Source organism: Lutibacter sp. A64, from assembly GCF_022429565.1.
Taxonomy (GTDB): Bacteria; Bacteroidota; Bacteroidia; order Flavobacteriales; family Flavobacteriaceae; genus Lutibacter.
The window spans coordinates 2759186-2779592 of the sequence record NZ_CP092487.1 but is presented as its reverse complement, the minus strand read 5'-3'; the positions used below and the strand labels follow the sequence as shown (position 1 = coordinate 2779592).

9 protein-coding genes are annotated in these 20407 nt (G+C 29.7%); 7 read left to right on the top strand and 2 right to left on the bottom strand.

Features of this window, described 5'->3' with window-relative positions:
* The first annotated feature begins 2 nt into the window (after nt 1-2).
* From MKD41_RS11255 to MKD41_RS11225, 7 genes are all read left to right on the top strand, one after another.
* Complete coding sequence (locus MKD41_RS11255) at nt 3-5537, top strand: alpha-2-macroglobulin family protein (RefSeq protein WP_240242390.1); 5535 nt, start codon at nt 3-5, stop codon at nt 5535-5537.
* A gap of 179 nt (nt 5538-5716) precedes the next feature.
* Nucleotides 5717-8032, top strand: a complete 2316-nt coding sequence (gene pbpC, locus MKD41_RS11250; protein ID WP_240242389.1) for a penicillin-binding protein 1C — start codon at nt 5717-5719, stop codon at nt 8030-8032.
* 65 nt (nt 8033-8097) lie between these two features.
* A complete protein-coding gene (locus MKD41_RS11245; protein WP_240242388.1) occupies nt 8098-8835 on the top strand; it encodes a LytR/AlgR family response regulator transcription factor in 738 nt (245 codons plus the stop codon).
* 3 nt (nt 8836-8838) lie between these two features.
* Complete coding sequence (locus MKD41_RS11240; protein ID WP_240242387.1) at nt 8839-10164, top strand: sensor histidine kinase; 1326 nt, start codon at nt 8839-8841, stop codon at nt 10162-10164.
* A gap of 327 nt (nt 10165-10491) precedes the next feature.
* On the top strand, nt 10492-12768 hold the full coding sequence (gene porZ, locus MKD41_RS11235; RefSeq protein ID WP_240242386.1) for a type IX secretion system anionic LPS delivery protein PorZ: 2277 nt from the start codon (nt 10492-10494) through the stop codon (nt 12766-12768).
* Between the two features lie 2 nt (nt 12769-12770).
* Complete coding sequence (gene recO / locus MKD41_RS11230) at nt 12771-13487, top strand: DNA repair protein RecO (RefSeq protein ID WP_240242385.1); 717 nt, start codon at nt 12771-12773, stop codon at nt 13485-13487.
* A gap of 2 nt (nt 13488-13489) precedes the next feature.
* Nucleotides 13490-15943 (top strand): TonB-dependent receptor plug domain-containing protein, encoded by a 2454-nt coding sequence (locus tag MKD41_RS11225; RefSeq protein ID WP_240242384.1) that lies wholly within the window; start codon nt 13490-13492, stop codon nt 15941-15943.
* Between the two features lie 8 nt (nt 15944-15951).
* Here MKD41_RS11225 and MKD41_RS11220 read toward each other — a convergent pair whose 3' ends face one another.
* Both MKD41_RS11220 and metG read right to left on the bottom strand, forming a co-directional pair.
* Nucleotides 15952-18075: a Tex family protein gene (locus MKD41_RS11220; protein WP_240242383.1), complete on the bottom strand. Its 2124-nt coding sequence runs from the start codon at nt 18073-18075 to the stop codon at nt 15952-15954.
* 130 nt (nt 18076-18205) lie between these two features.
* Nucleotides 18206-20263: a methionine--tRNA ligase gene (gene metG, locus MKD41_RS11215; protein WP_240242382.1), complete on the bottom strand. Its 2058-nt coding sequence runs from the start codon at nt 20261-20263 to the stop codon at nt 18206-18208.
* Nucleotides 20264-20407: the final 144 nt, after the last annotated feature.

The window sequence follows — 20407 nt, the reverse complement described above, 5'->3', positions numbered from 1 at the left end:
AGATGAAACTTAAACACTTACTTTTTTCCACTATATTTTGTCTTGCTTTTATAGCCTGTAAAGATAAAAATCCACAAAGTGAAACAGATAATATTTTTAAATTTAAAGAATATATAAATTATACTACATCTGGACTAGTTTCTATTTCTGAACCTATTAAAATTGAACTGGCCAAAGAAGTTGAAGATTGGGTTTCAAATAAAGAAGTTTCAGAAAAATTTATAGATATTTCTCCAGCTATTGAAGGAAAATTGTCAGCGTTGAATTCACGAAGTTTACTGTTTCAACCAGCTAGTAATTTAGAACCAAATAAAGAATATACAGTTACAGTAAATTTAGGAAAAATCTACAATAATATCCCTTCAGAATTTAAAACGTATACCTTTAAATTTAAAACCATTGAACAAAATTTTAGTGTTACAACTACAGGTGTTCAATCTTATTCTAAAGAATGGCAATATGTAGAAGGTGTTTTAAAAACAGCAGATATGTTAACTTTAGAAAAAGCAAAAAACTTAATTTCTGCAAAGCAAAATAGCAACAATTTATCGATTAAATGGCAAGGTTTAGACTCGGTAAGTAAACAGTTTATGTTTATAATTGATAGTGTACAGCGTTTTGAAGACAACTCTGAAGTATTAATTTCTTGGAATGGAAAAAGTATTGATGTTAAAAATAGCGGAGAAAATTCACTTATAATTCCAGGGAAAAATAATTTTTCAATTTTAAATATTGATGTTGTTCAATCTCCAGAGCAACATTTAAATATTAATTTTTCCGATCCTTTAAAAAAGCAACAGAATTTTAATGGTTTAGTAGTTATAAAAAACACAAAAAACTTAAAATATGTAGTTGATGGAAATATATTAAAAGTGTATGCAGATACACGTGTTGTTGGTAATGTTTTAGTTGATGTTTTTCAAGGAATTACAAGTGTAGATGGCTATAAATTAAAAAAACAATTTTCAGAAACTATTGCTTTTGAACAGTTAAAACCAGAGGTTAGGTTAATTTCAAACGGTGTTATTTTGCCAAACTCTAACGATTTAAAATTAAATTTTGAAGCTGTTAATTTAAAAGCAGTAGATGTACGTATTATTAAAATTTTTGAAGATAATGTTTTGCAATTTTTACAAGACAATACCTTAGGAAACACCAACCGTTATCAAATTAAAAGAGTTGGAAGACGCGTTGCTAAAAAAACAATTTCTTTAGTTTCTAACGAGCTTGAAAATACGGGGAAATGGAAAGCATATGCTATAGATTTGTCTAAAATGTTACAAGCTGATCCAGGTGCAATTTATAGAGTTGAACTAGATATAAAACCAGAATATTCTTTGTATAAATGCGAAGGAATGGAATTAGCTGAAGCTACTAATGAAGATTATTCAGCAACAGAATCTGAAGATATAGATGCGCATGAAGAACAATATTGGGATAATTTGATTTATAGCTATAACAATACATATTACAATTGGAACGATAGAGAAAATCCGTGTAAAATAGCTTACTATTTAAATGATGATAGAACTGTTGCAACCAATATTTTAGCTTCAAACATTGGTGTAATTGCTAAAAAAGGTGAAAATAATAGCTACTTTTTTGCAGTTACAGACATTTTAACTACCAATCCAATTGCGGAAGCTAAAGTTACATTGTATAATTATCAACAACAAGAAATCGCTCAAAAAGCAACAGATAATCAGGGAATTGTTAAGTTGGATATAGACCGCAATGCTTATTTTGCAATTGTTTCAAAAGGGAACCATAAAACCTACTTAAAATTAGATGATGGTCGTTCACTGTCTTTAAGTGAATTTAATGTTTCAGGAAAAAAATTACAAAAAGGTTTAAAAGGATTTTTATATGGAGAACGTGGTGTTTGGCGTCCTGGAGATTCTATTCATTTAACGTTTGTTTTAAATGATAATGCTAACAAATTACCAAAAGAACATCCGATAAAATTAGAAGTTACAGATGCGCGTGGAAAATTAATATTTAACCATATTACAACAGAAAATGTAAACGGATTTTACAAATTTACAATTCCAACATCAGATACCGATCCAACTGGGAGTTGGAACAGTACAGTTTCGGTTGGTGGTGCAAAATTTACAAAACAATTAAAAGTTGAAACGGTAAAACCAAATCGTTTAAAAATTAATATAGATTTTGATGATGAGGTGCTTACAAATACCAAACCTATAAAAGGAAATTTACAAGTTAATTGGTTGCACGGCGCACCAGCAAAAAATATAAAAGCAGAGGTAATTGCAAAATTTACTTCAAATGCAAGTGCTTTTAGTAAGGAGTTTCCAAACTATATTTTTAACGACCCTGCTAGAAATTTTTATTCTGAAGAATTTAAAGTTTTTGAAGGAAAAGTAGATGCCACCGGAAAAGCAGTTATAAATAAAAAAACTAGTTTAGAAAACACGGCACCTGGAATGTTAAGAGTAGCTTTTTTAACCAAAGCTTTTGAAAATGGAGGTGATTTTTCTATGGATGTAATTTCTAAAAATTACGCGCCGTATAACTCTTTTGTGGGGCTGAAATTACCAGAAACAAAAGCTTACAATTCATACGATACCGATGAAAACGTAACTTTTGATGTAGTTTCAATTGCTGCGGGAGGAAAACCAATACAACAAAATAATGTTGAAATTGAAGTTTATAAAATTGAATGGCGTTGGTGGTGGAGTTCTTCTTATGAAAACTTATCTTCATACAGCGGAAGCAGTTTTCATAAACCTTATAAAAAACTAAAAATTAATACAAATACAAGCGGTAAAGGATCATTTAAGTTAAATATTAAAAACGAAGATGGTGGTCGTTATTTAATTCGTGTTATTGATGCTAAAAGTGGTCATGCAACAGGAGCTACAACTTATTTTTATAAAAATTGGTGGAAACGTCCAACTAACAATCCTGAAGCTTCAAAAATGCTAGTTTTTTCTTCAGATAAAGATACTTATAATGTTGGAGAAACTGCTAAAATAACATTTCCTTCTGGAGCAGATGGTCGTGCATTAATTAGTATTGAAAATGGAACAGAAGTATTGGAAACGGTGTGGCAAAAAACACAAAAAGGAGAAACTACAATAGAAATTCCGATTACTAAAAAAATGGCGCCAAATGTTTTTGTAAACATATCATTATTACAACCACATGCAAGTACTGCTAACGATTTACCATTGCGTTTATACGGAATTATTCCTTTATTGGTTGAAGATGCAAATACACGTTTAGAACCAGAAATAACAATGCCAAAGGTGCTAAAACCTGAAGAGAAATTTAAGCTAAAAGTAAGTGAGAAAAATGGCAAAAGAATGTCGTACACCATTGCAGTTGTTGAAGAAGGATTGCTTGATTTAACACGATTTAGAACTCCAGAAATTTGGAATTCCTTTTATACAAAAGAAGCTCTAGGTGTTAAAACTTGGGATATTTTTGACGATGTAATTGGTGCTTTTGGTGGAAGTATTGAACAGGTTTTTGCTGTTGGTGGTGATGCAGCATTGGCTGCCGGAAATGCTAAAAAAGCAAATAGATTTAAACCTGTTGTGCGTTATTTAGGCCCGTTTACCCTAAACAAAGGCAAAATAGCTACGCATACAATTCAGTTGCCAAAATATATTGGTTCTGTGCGTACAATGGTAATTGCTGCAGATAATGCAATTGGCGCTTATGGAAAAGTTGATGAAACTACTCCTGTTAGAAAACCATTAATGGTGTTGGCTTCATTACCTCGTAAATTAAGTCCTGGTGAAAAAGTAACACTTCCTGTTACTATTTTTGCTATGGAAAATAAGGTTAAAAATGTTGAAGTAAAATTAAAATTATCTGAAGGGATTAAAGTTATTGGAGCAAGTTCTCAAAATATAACTTTTGAAAGTCCTGATGAAAAAATGGCTTATTTTCAGCTAGATGTTTCCGAAGCAAAAGGCATTGGTAATATTGAAGTTATTGCTAGTGGAAATGGAGAAAAATCTTCTTATGAAGTTGAAATTGATGTGGTAAACCCAAATCCTATTTCAATAAAAAAGAATGCTTTTGAATTGGCAGCAAATGAAACAAAAACTATAGATTTTGAAACGTTTGGTGTTTTAGGAAGTAATTTTGCAGAGGTAGAATTTTCAACATTACCTTCAATGGATTTTACAAGAAGATTACAGTACTTAATTCAATATCCGCACGGTTGTGTAGAGCAAGTTACTTCTGGTGTTTTTCCGCAGTTATTTTTAAGTGATATTTTTGATCTTCCGAAGCAACAAAAACAAAAAATAACAGAGAATATTAAAAAAGGAATCGAAAAATTAGGAGATTTTCAAACACCAAGTGGAGGTTTAAGTTATTGGATGGGACAGAGTGCTACAAACGATTGGGGAACAAGTTATGCTGGGCATTTTATGATAGAAGCCGAGAAAAAAGGTTTTGTATTGCCATTAACTTTTTTAACAAATTGGTTGCGTTACCAAAAACAAGAAGCTCGTAATTGGCGACCAAGTTATAATAATTACAATTCAGATTTAGCACAAGCGTATAGATTGTATACGTTGGCGTTGGCTGGGCATCCAGATTTATCTTCAATGAATAGATTACGTGAGTTTACAGAGCTTTCTAATAATGCAAAATGGCGATTGGCTGCTGCGTATGCGTTGGCAGGTCAAAAAGAAGCAGCTATTAAAATTTCTAACGTAGCAAATATAAATTTTGAAAGTAGTAATTACGATTATTATAATTACGGTTCAGTTGATAGAAACAGAGCAATGGCAATGGAAACAATGTTGTTAATTGGAAACAATGAATCTAAAGAATTGGCAAAATATATAGCAAAACGTTTGTCTTCTAATAGTTGGATGAGTACGCAAACTACTGCCTATAGTTTATTAGCTATGGCTAAAATGGTTGAAATTAATGGAGGGAAATCGGTTAAATTAAGTTATAGTTTAAATAGTGGGAAAACTGAAAAAATAGATTCTAAATTCGCTATTGCACAACGAAATTTAGGTGTTGAAGTGGGAAAAAATTCAGTTTCAATTACCAATAATCAAGAAAATGTGGTATTTGTTACTATTTCAACTGGTGGAATTTTACCAATAGGACAAGAAATTTCAGAAAAAAGAGGTTTAGGTGTAAGCGTAACTTATAAAGATACTCAAGGGAATGCGGTGAATGTTTCTAAATTACCACAAGGTACAGAGTTTGAAGCGCACGTAACAGTTAGCAATTTAAAACAAGAGGAAGTGCGTGATATTGCACTTACTCAGATTTTCCCTTCGGGTTGGGAAATTGTAAATACGCGTTTTACTGATTTTGGTAGTTCAGCTTCAGAAAATACAAACTATACAGATGTTAGAGACGACCGTGTTAATTTTTATTTTGATTTAAATAAGAGTCAGTCTAAAACTTTTAAAGTATTGTTGAATGCATCTTATTTAGGAAGCTATTATTTATACGGTATACAAGCTGAAGCAATGTACGATAACGATTATTTTACGAGAACTAAAGGGCAATGGATTGAGGTGATAAAATAATTTTAGATGTTTACGTCATTCAGTTTCTCAGTGTGAGATTCCGAAACAAGTTCGGAATGACGGATTTCACCTGCCATTGTTGGTGTTTTTATCAAAAATTATCAAAATTCAAAAAAAGAATATAAATAGCAGTGAATTTTATCAAAAAACATAAAATTAAACTAATAATAGCCGTTATAATGTTAACGGCTTATTATTTTTCATTGCCAAAAAATTTGTTTAAAAATCCTACTTCAACAGTTATAGAAAGTGCTGAAGGTGAATTATTAGGTGCAAAAATTGCTGAAGATGGTCAATGGCGGTTTCCTCAAAACGATGGTATTTCAACAAAATTTAAACAATGCATAATTGAGTTTGAAGATGCTTATTTTTATAAACATCCAGGTTTTAACCCAGTTTCAATTGTAAAGGCAGCTGTTCAAAATTTTAAATCGAATTCAATAAAAAGAGGAGGTAGCACTTTAACACAACAAGTTATTAGATTGTCGCGAAAAAATCAAAAAAGAACCTATTTTGAAAAACTAAAAGAAATTATTTTGGCTACCAGATTGGAGCTAAGATATTCTAAAGAAAAAATACTTTCATTATATGCTTCAAACGCACCTTTTGGTGGAAATGTTGTTGGGTTAGATGTTGCTTCTTGGCGGTATTTTGGACGTTTACCAGATCAACTTTCGTGGGCAGAAAGCGCAACTTTAGCCGTATTACCAAATGCGCCGAGTTTAATTTATCCTGGAAAAAATCAACAAAAGTTACTAGTTAAAAGAAATAGATTATTAAAAAAATTAGCTGATAAAAAAATAATTGATACGCTAACGTATAATTTAGCATTGCAAGAAGAATTACCTAAAAAGCCGTATGCAATTCCTCAAATAGCACCTCATTTGTTACAGCGTGTTGTAGAAAATCAAAAAGGGAAACGCATTAAAACTTCTGTAAAATATAATTTACAAAATAATGTAAATGCCATAGTTAAAAATCATTATAACGAGTTAAGTCAAAATCAGATTAACAATATTGCAGTATTGGTTTTAGATGTAAATACCCGAAAGGTTTTAGCCTATGTTGGTAATTCACCAACAACAAAAGAGCATCAAAAAAATGTTGATATTATTAATAAACCACGAAGTACAGGTAGTATTTTAAAACCATTTTTATATGCTGCGATGTTAGATGCTGGCGCTATTTTACCAAATACATTAGTTGCGGATATTCCAACACAAATTGGTAGTTATAGACCAGAAAATTTTAACAAACAATTTGATGGCGCAGTTGCAGCAAGTGAAGCGTTGTACAGGTCTTTAAATGTTCCTTCGGTTAGAATGTTACATAGTTTTGGATTGGATAGGTTTTACCATTATTTAAAAGGCTTGCATTTAAAAGACTTAAAATATGGGGTAAATCATTATGGTTTGTCGTTAATTTTAGGAGGAGCCGAAAGTAATTTATGGGATTTATGTAAAAGTTATGCAAGTATGGCTTCAACTGTAAATCACTATGATACAACTCAAGGGAAATATTATAAAAATGAATTTTTAGAACCATCTTATTTAAACGATTTTAAACCAAATTTTGGAGAAATTTCAGTTGAAAAAACCATTTTTGATGCAGGATCAACCTATTTAACTTTTGAAGCATTAAGTAAAGTAAATAGGCCAGAAGGAGAAGAGAATTGGGAGTTTTTTGATACTTCAACCAAAATTGCATGGAAAACAGGTACAAGTTTTGGTTTTAGAGATGCTTGGGCAATTGGATTAACTAAAAAATATGTTGTTGGTGTTTGGGTTGGAAATGCCGATGGAGAAGGTAGGCCAGGTTTGATTGGAGTTTCAACAGCGGCACCAATATTGTTTAACGTTTTTAATCAATTGGCATCAAGTAGAGACGCAATTAATCATGTCTCTACCTGGTTTGAAAAGCCTTTTGATGAATTGGTAAAAATACCAGTTTGTAGTAAAAGTGGTTATAGAGCAGGTGAATATTGTGAAGAAAAAGATACTGTTTTTGTACAACAAGCAGGATTAAAAACAGCTCCTTGCCCGTATCATATTTGGGTGCATTTAGATAAAAATGAAGAATTTCAAGTAAACTCATCATGTGAAACCTTAAATAATATGGTACACAAAAGCTGGTTTGTTTTACCACCTTTGCAACAATTTTATTTTCAAAAAAAGCATCCAAATTATAAAAAATTACCAAGTTTTAGAGCTGATTGCTTAAATGAAAATTCATTAAAAATGGCTTTTGTTTCTCCAGAAGAAAATGAATTAATTTATTTGACAAAAGATTTTGAAGAAAGGTCAAATGGATTGGTTTTAAAATTGATACATTCTAATATGGAAGCAAAAGTATTTTGGTATTTAAATAATAAATACATAGGTGAAACAACAAATATTCATGAAATGGAAATTTCACCTAAAAAAGGAAAACATACAATTACGGTTGTTGATACTTTGGGAAATGAAATTGTACGAAAATTCGAAATAAAAGATTAACTTTTTGAAGGTATATTCAAATGTTGTATCTTGCAGATTAAATTAACCCAACATCACCCACAGCAATGTTACAAATTTTATTAGTTGATGATGAAAACGATGCTTTAGAAGCATTAGAGTGGAAATTGAATAATTATATAGAAAATGTTGAAGTTACTAAATGTAATTCACCTATTAAAGCTATAGATATTATAAATGAAGAAAAGCCAGATGTAGTATTTTTAGATATTCAAATGCCAGAAATGGATGGTTTCACTATGATTGAGAAGTTAGAAAATAGAGATTTTAATCTTATTTTCACTACTGCTCATGATGAGTTTGCTTTAAAAGCAATAAAGGTTTCTGCAATTGACTATTTATTAAAACCCGTTGATAAAGATGAATTAATTGTCTCAATGGAGAAAATTAATACTATTAAAAAAGGAGATTTATTAGAGAATAAACTTCAGGTTTTATTAAGTAATTTAAATGATAGTAATGATAAAATAAATATTTCTGCTGATGGAAAAGTGTATTTATTAGATAAAGATGATGTTGTAATGTTGAAATCTGATAAAAGTTATACTACCATTTACTTAAAATCTGAACAACAAATTGTAGTTTCTAAAACTCTTAAGGAAGTTGAGAAGAAGTTTTTATTTTCAAACTTTTTTAGAGTACATAATTCTTATTTAATAAACTTAAACCATGTTAAAGAGTATTTGAAAGGTTTAGGAGGTGAGTTGATTATGACTAATGGTTTAACTGCAAGTATTAGTAGAAATAGAAAAGCAGAGTTATTTAAGAAACTTTATTTGGATTAGAGAATGTTATTAGATTATCATTCTGAAATATACGCATGGATAAGGGGGGGGCTTTTTATCTTGTTTATATACCATATCTTAATTTTTTTTCAAAATAGATCTAAATTATACCTATATTATAGCTTATACCTTTTAGGGTTTAGTATTTATTTAATAAAAGATATTATTGCTACAGAGCATGTAACTCTTGTAGAATATTTAAATTTTCCAATACAAATTTTTGCATATGCTGCTTATGTCTTATTTGCTAGAGAATTATTAGACTCTAGATCTCAATTATTAAAATGGGATAAATTTTATGTATTATCAGCTCGGGTACTTGTTGTATTAGGCTTAACATTTTTGTGTATTCAATATTTATTTGGATATCAGTTTCAAATTAAAGCATTTACACTTGTCGCACCTTTTTTATCAATATTTGGATTATTTGCATTTTATATTATCATTACTAAAATAAAAAGCGATTCAGCAATGTATTTTGTAATAGCAACTTCAATACATATTGTATTTGCAAATATTACTTATATAGAACTTTTTATTGGTGCTGAGCCATTTCATAGAATAGGTGTAGAATCTAAGTTATTTATTTACATAGGCTTAATATTACAAGCTATAATTTTTTCAGTGATTATTGGTTCAATAATAAAGAAAATTGAAGATAAAAGTAAAAATGCAGAGGTACGGTTAGCTATTAAATTAAAAGAAATGGAGGAATTAAAAATGGCTGCACTACAAAGTCAAATGAATCCACATTTTGTATTTAACTCTTTAAACTCTATAAATAACTTTGTAATAAAAAGCGAAGTAGAAAAAGCTTCGGATTATATAACTAAATTTTCAAAATTAATTCGTGTAATTTTAAATAGTTCATCTAGTCCAACTTCTACACTTTCTGAAGAATTAGAAATTTTAGCCTTATATGTTAAGTTAGAAAAAATGAGAGTAAACGGAGGCTTTAATTATATTGTTAATGTTGATGATAAACTAAGTCTACAAAATATTAAAGTGCCTACATTGTTTTTACAACCTTTTATTGAAAATGCTATTTGGCACGGTATTATGAAGTTAGAAGGTGAAAAAAAAATAGAATTAACAATAAAAGAAGAAGATGGAAATGTGGTTTGTATTGTAGAAGATAATGGTATTGGTATTAACAAAGCTAAAGAATTATCTCATATGAGTCAAAAACGTAAATTTTTTGGAGCAGAAGCAACAGAGAATAGAATTAGAATGTTACATCAAAATAAAGATGTACGTATTTTAACAAAAGACATTTCATCAAATACTAAAACAGGCACACAGGTGTCAATAAAATTCCCTTTAATTTAGCCAAAACCTGGTTTTAAACAGTCTTTTTTCTAATTTTTAGTAAGCGTAAATTACCATTTATGTTTTAAAACAAACCGTTTACAGTTTTTTTATGGTTTTTTATTAACAATTTATTAATGAATGTAATTTCTGATGTATATTTGAAGTGTATTTATGTCAAGAGGGGTTTTGACATTTTACATTAAAACATTAAATAAGTCTTTGGGGTTGATTTATTTATTCCTTGAACATTATAATATATTATAATGTTCAAGGTTTTTTTTGTTTTAAATTTATTATATAAAATAGCTTTTCTTTTAAGTTTTAATAGATATATTTGAAATAATTATGAAAAAAAAAATTCAAATACTGTTTTTTTACCTAATAACCACAGCAGTTTGGTCTCAAGTAGATTTTTCAAATAATTGGGAAGATTTCTATTCTTATAATAATGTAAAAGATTTTATAAAAACAGAAAATCAAATACACGCAATTGTAGATAATGCAATTTTTAGATATGATATTGTTTCTGGAGAACTAACTAAAATTTCTTCGGTAAATGGACTTTCAGGAGAAACAACCTCTAGTTTATATTACAGCAATACTTATAATAAATTAATTATCGGTTACGAAACAGGTTTAATTGAAATTATTGATGAAGATGGCAATATTACTATTTTAAAAGATATAGTAAATTTTAATTATTCTGGAAACAAACAAATAAATAATATTACAGAATATAACGGTAAACTATACCTTTCAACTTCTTTTGCTATTATTGTTTACAATATAGATAAATTACAGTTTGGTGATACTTTTTTTATTGGAGATCAGTCATCAGAATTAATTATAAATCAAATTAAAATAGCTAATAATACTATTTATGCAGCAACTGAAAACGGAATTTATACAGCTGCTATAGACAATCCAAACCTAATAGATTTTAATAACTGGACACATTATTTTTCGGGTAATTTTTCTACAATTGAAATATTTAATAATCAAGTATATGTTTCAAACAATAGAAGTTTATATAAGATTGTAGATAATAATTTACAACTTCAAAAAAATTATCCACAAACTATTGCTGCTTTAAAGGCTTCAGAAGAATATTTAGCATTAGCAACTCAAAGGTATGTTTATGTTATAGATGTAAATGATACAGAAAAACTAAATTATGTAAGCAATACAAATCAACCATTTTATTACAATTTAAACGCTGCTTATTTTGAAGATAATATACTTTATTTAGGAACAAAAGAATTTGGTATTTTAAAAAGTACCTCTGAAAATATTCCAAACTTTGAAGAAATTCACCCAGATGGTCCTATCTCTAACTTACCCTTTTCAATTTCAATAAAAGAAGGTCATTTATGGGTTGTTTACGGTTGGCATGATACTGCTTATGCACCTAGAAATGGACGTTATGGAGTAGATCATTTTAATGGAGAAAATTGGTTTAGCATACCTTATAGCAATATTGGTGTTAGTGATTTGGTACGTGTTACTTTTGATCCAAACAATATTGAAAAAGTATATATAAGTTCTTGGGGTGGCGGAATGATAATTGTTGAAAATAATGAAGTTATAACCCATTGGACATATTTAAACAGTGGTTTAGAATGGCGTACTAGAATAAATGGATCTGCTTTTGATACTGATGGAAACTTGTGGATTGCTAATGGATGGGTTGATAATAAAATTAAAAAATTTGATACAGAAGGGAATTGGACAGGTTTTGATATGACTTCTGTAATGACTAGCGGTGCTTTGGGACTTAATGAGCTTGTTATAGATAAAACATCTAATATTTGGATTGGAACAAGGAGAAACGGAGCCTTAATTTTTAACGAAAATGGAAATCAAAAAAGAGCTTTAACAACCGAAATTTCTAACGGTGCTTTACCCGACCCAAATGTACGAGCTATAGAAGTTGATGATAATAATAGAATATGGATTGGAACACAAAAGGGATTGGTTGTATTATATAATCCGGCAACAGTTTTTACAGAGTCTATAGTTGAAACAGAACCCGTAATTATTTTAGATGATGATGGTATTGCAAAAAAATTGTTGGGAGATCAAGCGGTAAACTCAATAGCAGTTGATGGTGCAAATAACAAATGGTTTGGAACAAATAGTGGAGGTGTATTAAAAACAAACCCAGACGGTACTACTACAATTCATAATTTTAATACAAGTAATTCTCCATTACCTTCAAATACAATTTCAACTATTGAAATTGATAAAACATCTGGTAAAGTTTATTTTGCCACTTCAAAAGGTATTGTTGCATATAATAGTAAAGTTTCTGAGTATGGAGACTCATTACCAGAAGTTTATGCATATCCAAATCCTTCAACAAAAAACAACGAATATATAACTATTGATGGTAGAAATGGAACACATTTACCTGAAGGAACAAATATAAAAATTTTAGATACTGCAGGTAATTTAGTATATGAAACTAATTTAATTGAAAGTCAAGAATTAAATGGAGGAACTGTTTTGTGGGATAAAACAAATTTAGCAGGTACAAAGGTTGCTTCGGGAATTTACATAGTTTTGCTAATTGATAATGATACACAAGAAACAGCTATAACAAAAATTGCAATTATTAATTAAAAATGATTGAAACTACTAAAGCAATTGTTATTAATACAATTAAATATGGTGACACTAGCTTAATTGTAACCTGCTATACCGAAAAAAGTGGTTTAAAAACATATATGTTAAGAGGGGTTTTAAAAGCTAAAAAAGCAAAAGTTAAAGCAGCCTATTTTCAACCACTTATGCAGCTAAATTTAACAGCAAACCATAATACAAAAGGAACCTTAAATTCTATAAAAGAAGTGGAGGTTATAAATTTTTATAATTCTATTTATACAGATATAAAAAAACAATCTATCGCTTTATTTTTGTCCGAAATTTTGTATTATGTTATAAAAGAAGAAGAAGAGAACTCATTGCTTTTTAGATATTTAGAAGCTTCTTTATTATGGTTAGATACGCACGAAACAGTTTCAAATTTTCATTTGCTTTTTTTATTAAATTTAACCAAGCATTTAGGCTTTTACCCAGTAACAAAAAATGCCGATTTCCCCTATTTTAATTTATTAGAAGGCAATTTTACCAATTCAACTAGTGTAAACACAGTTTCTGGAGAAAAAATTACTCAATTTAAAAAGTTGTTAGGCATAAATTTTGATGTATTGCATACAGTAAATTTTAGTGCTTCTAATAGGTATGATGTATTGTCAATTTTAATACAGTATTTCGAATTACATGTAAGTGGTTTTAGAAAACCTAAGTCTTTAAATGTCTTAAAATCAGTATTTAGTTAATTATGAGAGTTATAACTATAATTTTAATTATTTTAGGAGCTGTAAAAACCACAGCTCAGCAGGTGAAAATTATTGAAAGAGGCTCGAACTTTCCAATAGAAAATGTAACAATTTATAACGATCGTAATAATGATTTTGTAACAACCAATAAAAATGGTATTGCAGATTTATCCTCATTTAAAAGCTCTGATATTCTATTTTTTAAACACATTTCTTATATTGAATATGAAATTCTAAAACGCGAACTTAGTAAAGTTGAGTTTATTGTTTCTTTATCTAAAAAAGCTGAAATGTTAGATGAAATAGTTTTATCAGCTTCAAAAGGAGAAGAAAAAAGAAGCAGAATTGCCGAGCAAGTAGCAATAACCTCAAAAGAAGAAATTAAAAGATTGGCACCGCAAACCTCGGCAGATTTATTGGCTAATTTACCTGGTGTTCGCGTACAAAAATCTCAATTTGGAGGAGGAAGTCCTGTGTTGAGGGGTATGGAAGCAAATAGAGTGCTGTTAGTTGTTGATGGCGTTAGAATGAACAATGCTATCTATAGAATGGGACATTTACAAAACTCAATTACCGTGTCTCCAAATATAATTGATAGAACAGAGGTGGTTTTTGGACCATCATCTGTAGTGTATGGTTCAGACGCTTTGGGAGGTGTAATTCATTACTATACAAAAACACCTAAAATAAGTGAAGAAAAACAAATAAATGCTGACTTATATTCTCGTTTTAGCTCTATAAATAATGAATTTACAACACAAGGAAATGTTGAAATTAGAAATAAAAAATGGGCTTCTTTTACCAGTGTTTCTTATAGTGATTTTGGAGATTTAAAAATGGGGAAAAATAGAAATCACGGATTTGATGATTGGGGGAAAGTAAATGAGTACTCTAACAATACAAATAGTTATTATAGCGAGATTCCTATTGTAAATTCAGATAATTTAATTCTAAAAAATACAAGCTTTAATCAGTTAGATTTGTTGCAAAAAGTAGCAATTCCTATTTCAGAAAAAACAGATGTAACGTTTAATTTTCAATATTCAGAATCTTCAAATATTAATAGATTTGATAAATTAACAGAATATTCGGATGGAGCGTTAAAATTTGCAGAATGGTATTACGGGCCACAAAAACGTTTATTAGTTTCTTCACAATTAAAAATAAATCCTGAAAAAAAATGGATTGAAAATGGAACTATTACTGCAGCTTTTCAAAATATTAAAGAATCTAGAGTTCAACGAAAATTTACAAGTTTAGAACGTTCTTATAGAAAAGAAAATGTAGACGTATTTAGTTTAAATGGAGACTTTTTTGTACCATTAACTAAAGGAAATGATAGAATTTTATCTTACGGATTTGAAACTACTTATAACAAAGTAAATTCTAATGCCTTTGGAAAAACCTTAGAGGTTAATAACAATACTATTATTGGTTTTGCTGATGATTTTACCGTACAATCTCGCTATCCTGATGGAGGGAGCAGTTACACAAGTTTAGCTTCATATATTAACTACAGACAGAATATTAATAAAAAAACGACACTAAATACCGGATTAAGATTTGTTAATACGCATTTAAAAGCTACTTGGATAGATGATACCTTTATTCAATTACCTGATTTTGATATTTCGTTAAATAACTCTGCAGTTACTGCAACAATAGGCTTTGCTCATAAACCTTCAGAAGAATGGCAATTAAATAGTGTAATTTCATCAGGGTTTAGATCTCCAAATATTGACGATGTTGGTAAAATAAGAGAAAAATCTGGAAATGTTACAGTGCCAAATGCAGCTCTAAAACCAGAATATGCTTATAGTTTTGAAACAAGTGTTTTAAAATATTTTAATGATAAAAAATTTCATACAGGTTTAAATATTTATTATACCCTTTTAGATAATTATATAACAAGAGATTATTTTGAAGTTAACAACGCTTCAACTATTATGTATGATGGGGAAGAAGGTACAGTTGTGGCAAATCTAAATAAAGATAATGCTTATATTGTAGGAGGTACTTTTAGCTTTAAAGGAAATATAGATGATACTTGGTATACAAAAGGTTCTTTAACTTATACAAAAGGTGAAACATACGATACAGATGAGCCTTTATCTTCTATACCACCTATGTTTGGTAATTTAGAATTCGGATTTGAAAAAGACCGTTTTCAGGCAAATTTAAATTGGAGATTTAATGCTAAAAAAAGATTAAAAGATTATAATTTAATTGAAGGAATAGATAATGTTGAACAAACGCCATACAATGTTTTAACCGACAGTTATTACGGTACACCAGAGTGGAGTACTTTTGGAATAAATTCAAATTATAAACTAAATAATAAGCTTACCTTTTTTGTGAATTTAGATAATATTTTTGACGTGCATTATAAAGAGTTTGCTTCTTCTATTAGTGCTCCAGGTCGTAATATTTCTATTTCGGTTAACTTAACTATTTAATATTAAATTTATTTTACTAAAGCAAGCTGAATACGCTTTCTAGCAACATCAACTTCTAAAACTTTTACAATTATCTGTTGATTTAAAGTAACAATAGCATTAACATCACTTACAAATTTATCGGCTAAATTAGAAACGTGTACCAAGCCACTTTCTTTAATTCCAATATCTACAAAGCACCCAAAATTTGTAATGTTATTAACTATTCCGGGTAATAATTGACCTTCATGTAAATCAGTAATAGTGCGTATGTTTTGATTAAAAGTGAATACTTTGGCTTTTGAACGTGGATCCAATCCTGGTTTTTCTAATTCTGAAATAATGTCTTTTAATGTTGGAACTCCAATTGTAGAGGTACAATATTTTTCTAAATCTATTTTTTGAAGAATGGCCTTATTTCCAATTAAATCGGAAACCGTACATTTTGCATCCTTAGCCATTTTTGTAATTATAGTATAACTTTCTGGATGTACTGCAGAATCGTCTAAAGGATTTGTTGCATTTTTAATACGTAAAAAACCTGCGCCTTGTTCAAAAGCTTTATTTCCTAAACGAGGTACTTTTTTTATATCTGCTCTAGATGTAAAAGCTCCATTTTCATCTCTATAATTTACAATATTTTCAGCCAATTTTGGACCAATTCCAGAAACATAACTTAATAAAGAAACACTAGCAGTATTAATATTTACACCCACTGAATTTACACAGCTTTCTACAACAGTATCTAACGAAGTTTTTAATTTAGTTTGATCAACATCGTGTTGATATTGTCCAACACCAATTGATTTAGCATCAATTTTAACTAATTCTGCAAGTGGATCGGCTAATCTTCTACCTATTGACACAGAACCACGTACAGTAACATCGTAATTTGGAAATTCGTCTCTCGCAATTTTTGAAGCGGAATAAATACTTGCGCCAGCTTCACTTACAACGTAAACTTCAACATCCTTATTAAATCGCATTTTACGTATGAAATGCTCGGTTTCACGCGAGGCAGTTCCATTTCCAATAGCTATGGCTTCAATTTTATAAGCATCAACTAATGAATTTATTTTTTTCATAGCTCCAATAGTATCGTTTTTTGGAGCGTGCGGGTAAATAGTTTCGTTATATTCTAGTCCTCCTTGTTCATTTAAACACACTACTTTACAACCAGTTCTAAAACCAGGATCTATGGCTAATATGGTTTTTTCACCTAAGGGAGCACCTAATAATAGTTGTTTTAAATTTTTAGCAAATACTTCTATGGCATTATTATCTGCTTTTTCTTTAGCAATACTTAATGCCTCGTTTGCTAATGATGGAAACAATAATCGTTTATAAGAATCTGCTATAGCTAAACTAATTTGTGTAGAACATTCGTTATTTGAGCGAATAATTCTATCTTCCATTTTAGCTAATGTACGCTCGTTATCTATTACAATTTTTACACGAATAAATCCTTCTTTTTCGGCTCGTAAAATAGCTAATAATCTATGTGAAGGAATTCTATTTAAGCTTTCAGACCAGTCGAAATAATCTCTAAATTTTTGTGCTTTTTCATTTCCTTCTTCCTTTTTTACAACTTTAGTATTAATGGTTGCAAAACGTTCTAATTGATAACGAATGTTATTTCTTATATCAGTGCGTTCATTAATCCATTCAGCAATTATAAAACGTGCTCCTTCTAATGCTTTTTCAAGAGTATCAACTTCATTATTTATATATTTTGAAGCTGTATATTCCAAATCGTTTACACGCTGACTCATTATCATTTTAGCTAAGGGTTCTAAACCGTTTTTTCGCGCAGTTTCAGCCTTTGTCTTGCGTTTTTTCTTAAAAGGTAGGTAAATATCCTCTAAAACAGTTAAACTGGTTGTAGCCTCAATTTTTTCCTTTAATTCTGTAGTTAAAACATCTTGTTCTTCTAAAGCTTTTAAAATGGCTACTTTTCGTTTCTTTAATTCTTCAAACTGTGTTTTAAACTTTACAATTTCTCCAATTTCAACTTCATCTAAATTTCCTGTTAATTCTTTTCTATAACGAGCAATAAAAGGAACGGTACAATCTTCATTTAATAATTGTATGGTGTTTTCAATACCTTTTGTTGGAAGATTTGTTTTTGATTGTATAAAGTTTAGAATTTGCATTTTGAAATTATAATTAAAGAAGTATAAACGTCGCCCTGAATTTATGAGTCTAAAAATTCAGGGTGACATTATAATTTATACATATATGATTAAGATGCTGAAACAAGTTTAGCATCATGTAACATCAATACTAGCTTACTTGCTCTCCGTTTTTTACTGAATCGTTTTCTGGTTCAATAAAAGCAAGTTTTCCATCTGGTGTATCTGTCATTAAAATCATACCTTGGCTTTCAACACCGCGTAGTTTTCTTGGTGCTAAATTGACTAAAACAGTTACTTTTTGTCCAATAATATCTTCTGGTTTAAAACTTTCTGCAATACCAGAAACAATAGTTCTTGTATCAATACCAACATCGACCTTAAGTTGTAATAATTTTTTAGTTTTTGGTACTTTTATGGCTTCAATAATTGTTCCTACACGCATATCTAGCTTTGTAAAATCATCAAATTCGATAGTTTCTTTTTGTGGTTCTACAATTTTGTTTTCAGCCTCATTAGCTAATTTTGTTGCTTCTAATTTTTCTAGTTGAATTTGTATAGCTGCATCTTCAATTTTAGCGAATAATAATTCAGCTTTTCCAATGGTATGATTTGCTGCAATTAATTCAGTGTGTTCTTCAACATCACTCCATTTTAATTCATTAGAAATATTTAAAATTTGTCTTAGTTTTTCAGCAGAAAATGGTAAAAAAGGTTCGGAAACAACAGACAATCCTGTGGCAATTTGAAGCGCAACATACATAACAGTTTTTACGCGTTCTGGATCTGTTTTAATTAGTTTCCATGGTTCTTCATCAGCTAAATACTTATTACCTAAACGCGCTAAATTCATTAACTCTTGAGATGCTTCTCTAAAGCGGTAACGCTCAATAGAGCTTGCTATTATAGATGGGTATTTTTGTAATTTTTCTAGCGTTTCATTATCTACATCTGTAAATTCGTTAGGTTCTGGAACAACGCCTTCGTAATATTTGTTAGTTAACACAACTACACGGTTTATAAAATTTCCAAAAATGGCTACTAATTCGTTATTATTACGTGCTTGAAAATCTTTCCAAGTAAAATCGTTATCTTTTGTTTCAGGAGCATTTGCCGTTAATGTATAACGCAAAACATCTTGCTGATTTGGAAAATCTTCTAAATATTCGTGTAACCAAACAGCCCAATTTTTTGAAGTTGAAATTTTATCGCCTTCTAAATTTAAAAATTCGTTTGCTGGTACATTTTCAGGTAAAATATAACTTCCTTCAGCTTTTAACATTGTTGGGAAAATAATACAGTGAAATACAATATTATCTTTTCCAATAAAGTGAATTAATTTTGTGTCTTTATCTTTCCAGTAAGGTTCCCAATTTTTTCCTTCACGTGCTGCCCATTCTTTGGTTGAAGAAATATAACCAATTGGCGCATCAAACCATACGTACAATACTTTTCCTTCTCCACCTTCAACAGGAACTGGAATTCCCCAATCTAAATCGCGGGTTACAGCTCTAGGTTTTAAACCATCATCTAACCACGATTTTACTTGGCCTAATACATTTGTTTTCCAGTCATTTTTATGTCCTTCAACAATCCATTCGCGTAACCATTGCTCGTATTTATCTAATGGTAAATACCAGTGTTTTGTTAATTTTGTAGTTGGTGTATTTCCTGTAATTGCAGATTTTGGATTTATTAAATCTGTAGCGTTATGACTTGTACCACAATTTTCGCATTGATCTCCATAACTTTCTTCATTTCCACATTTAGGACAGGTTCCAACAACAAATCTATCAGCTAAAAATTGCTTAGCTTCTTCGTCGTATAACTGTTCGCTAGCTTCTTCAATAAATTTACCTTCAGTATATAATTTTTTAAAAAATTCTGAAGCTGTTTCGTGGTGAACTTTTGCTGAGGTTCTAGAATAATTATCAAAAGAAATACCAAAATCTTTAAAAGAAGTTTTAATTATTGCATTGTATTTATCTACAATATCTTGTGGTGTAACACCTTCTTTTTTTGCCTTTAATGTAATTGGAACACCGTGTTCATCTGATCCACAAACGAATAAAACATCGTTTGCTGTATTACGTAAATAACGCGCATAAATATCAGCGGGTACATATACTCCTGCTAAATGTCCAATATGAACTGGACCATTAGTATATGGTAATGCGGCTGTAATTGTATATCTTTTTGAATTGCTCATCAAAATTGTTTTAAGAAAGTGCAAAAATAAGGATTGTTTATTAGAAAAATGAAAAGTTGTTTCGGTTTTCGCGATTTACTGTTCAATTTAATTGATTTTTATAGGTTTGTATATAAAAAATACGTTAAAACAGTACAGTTGTTA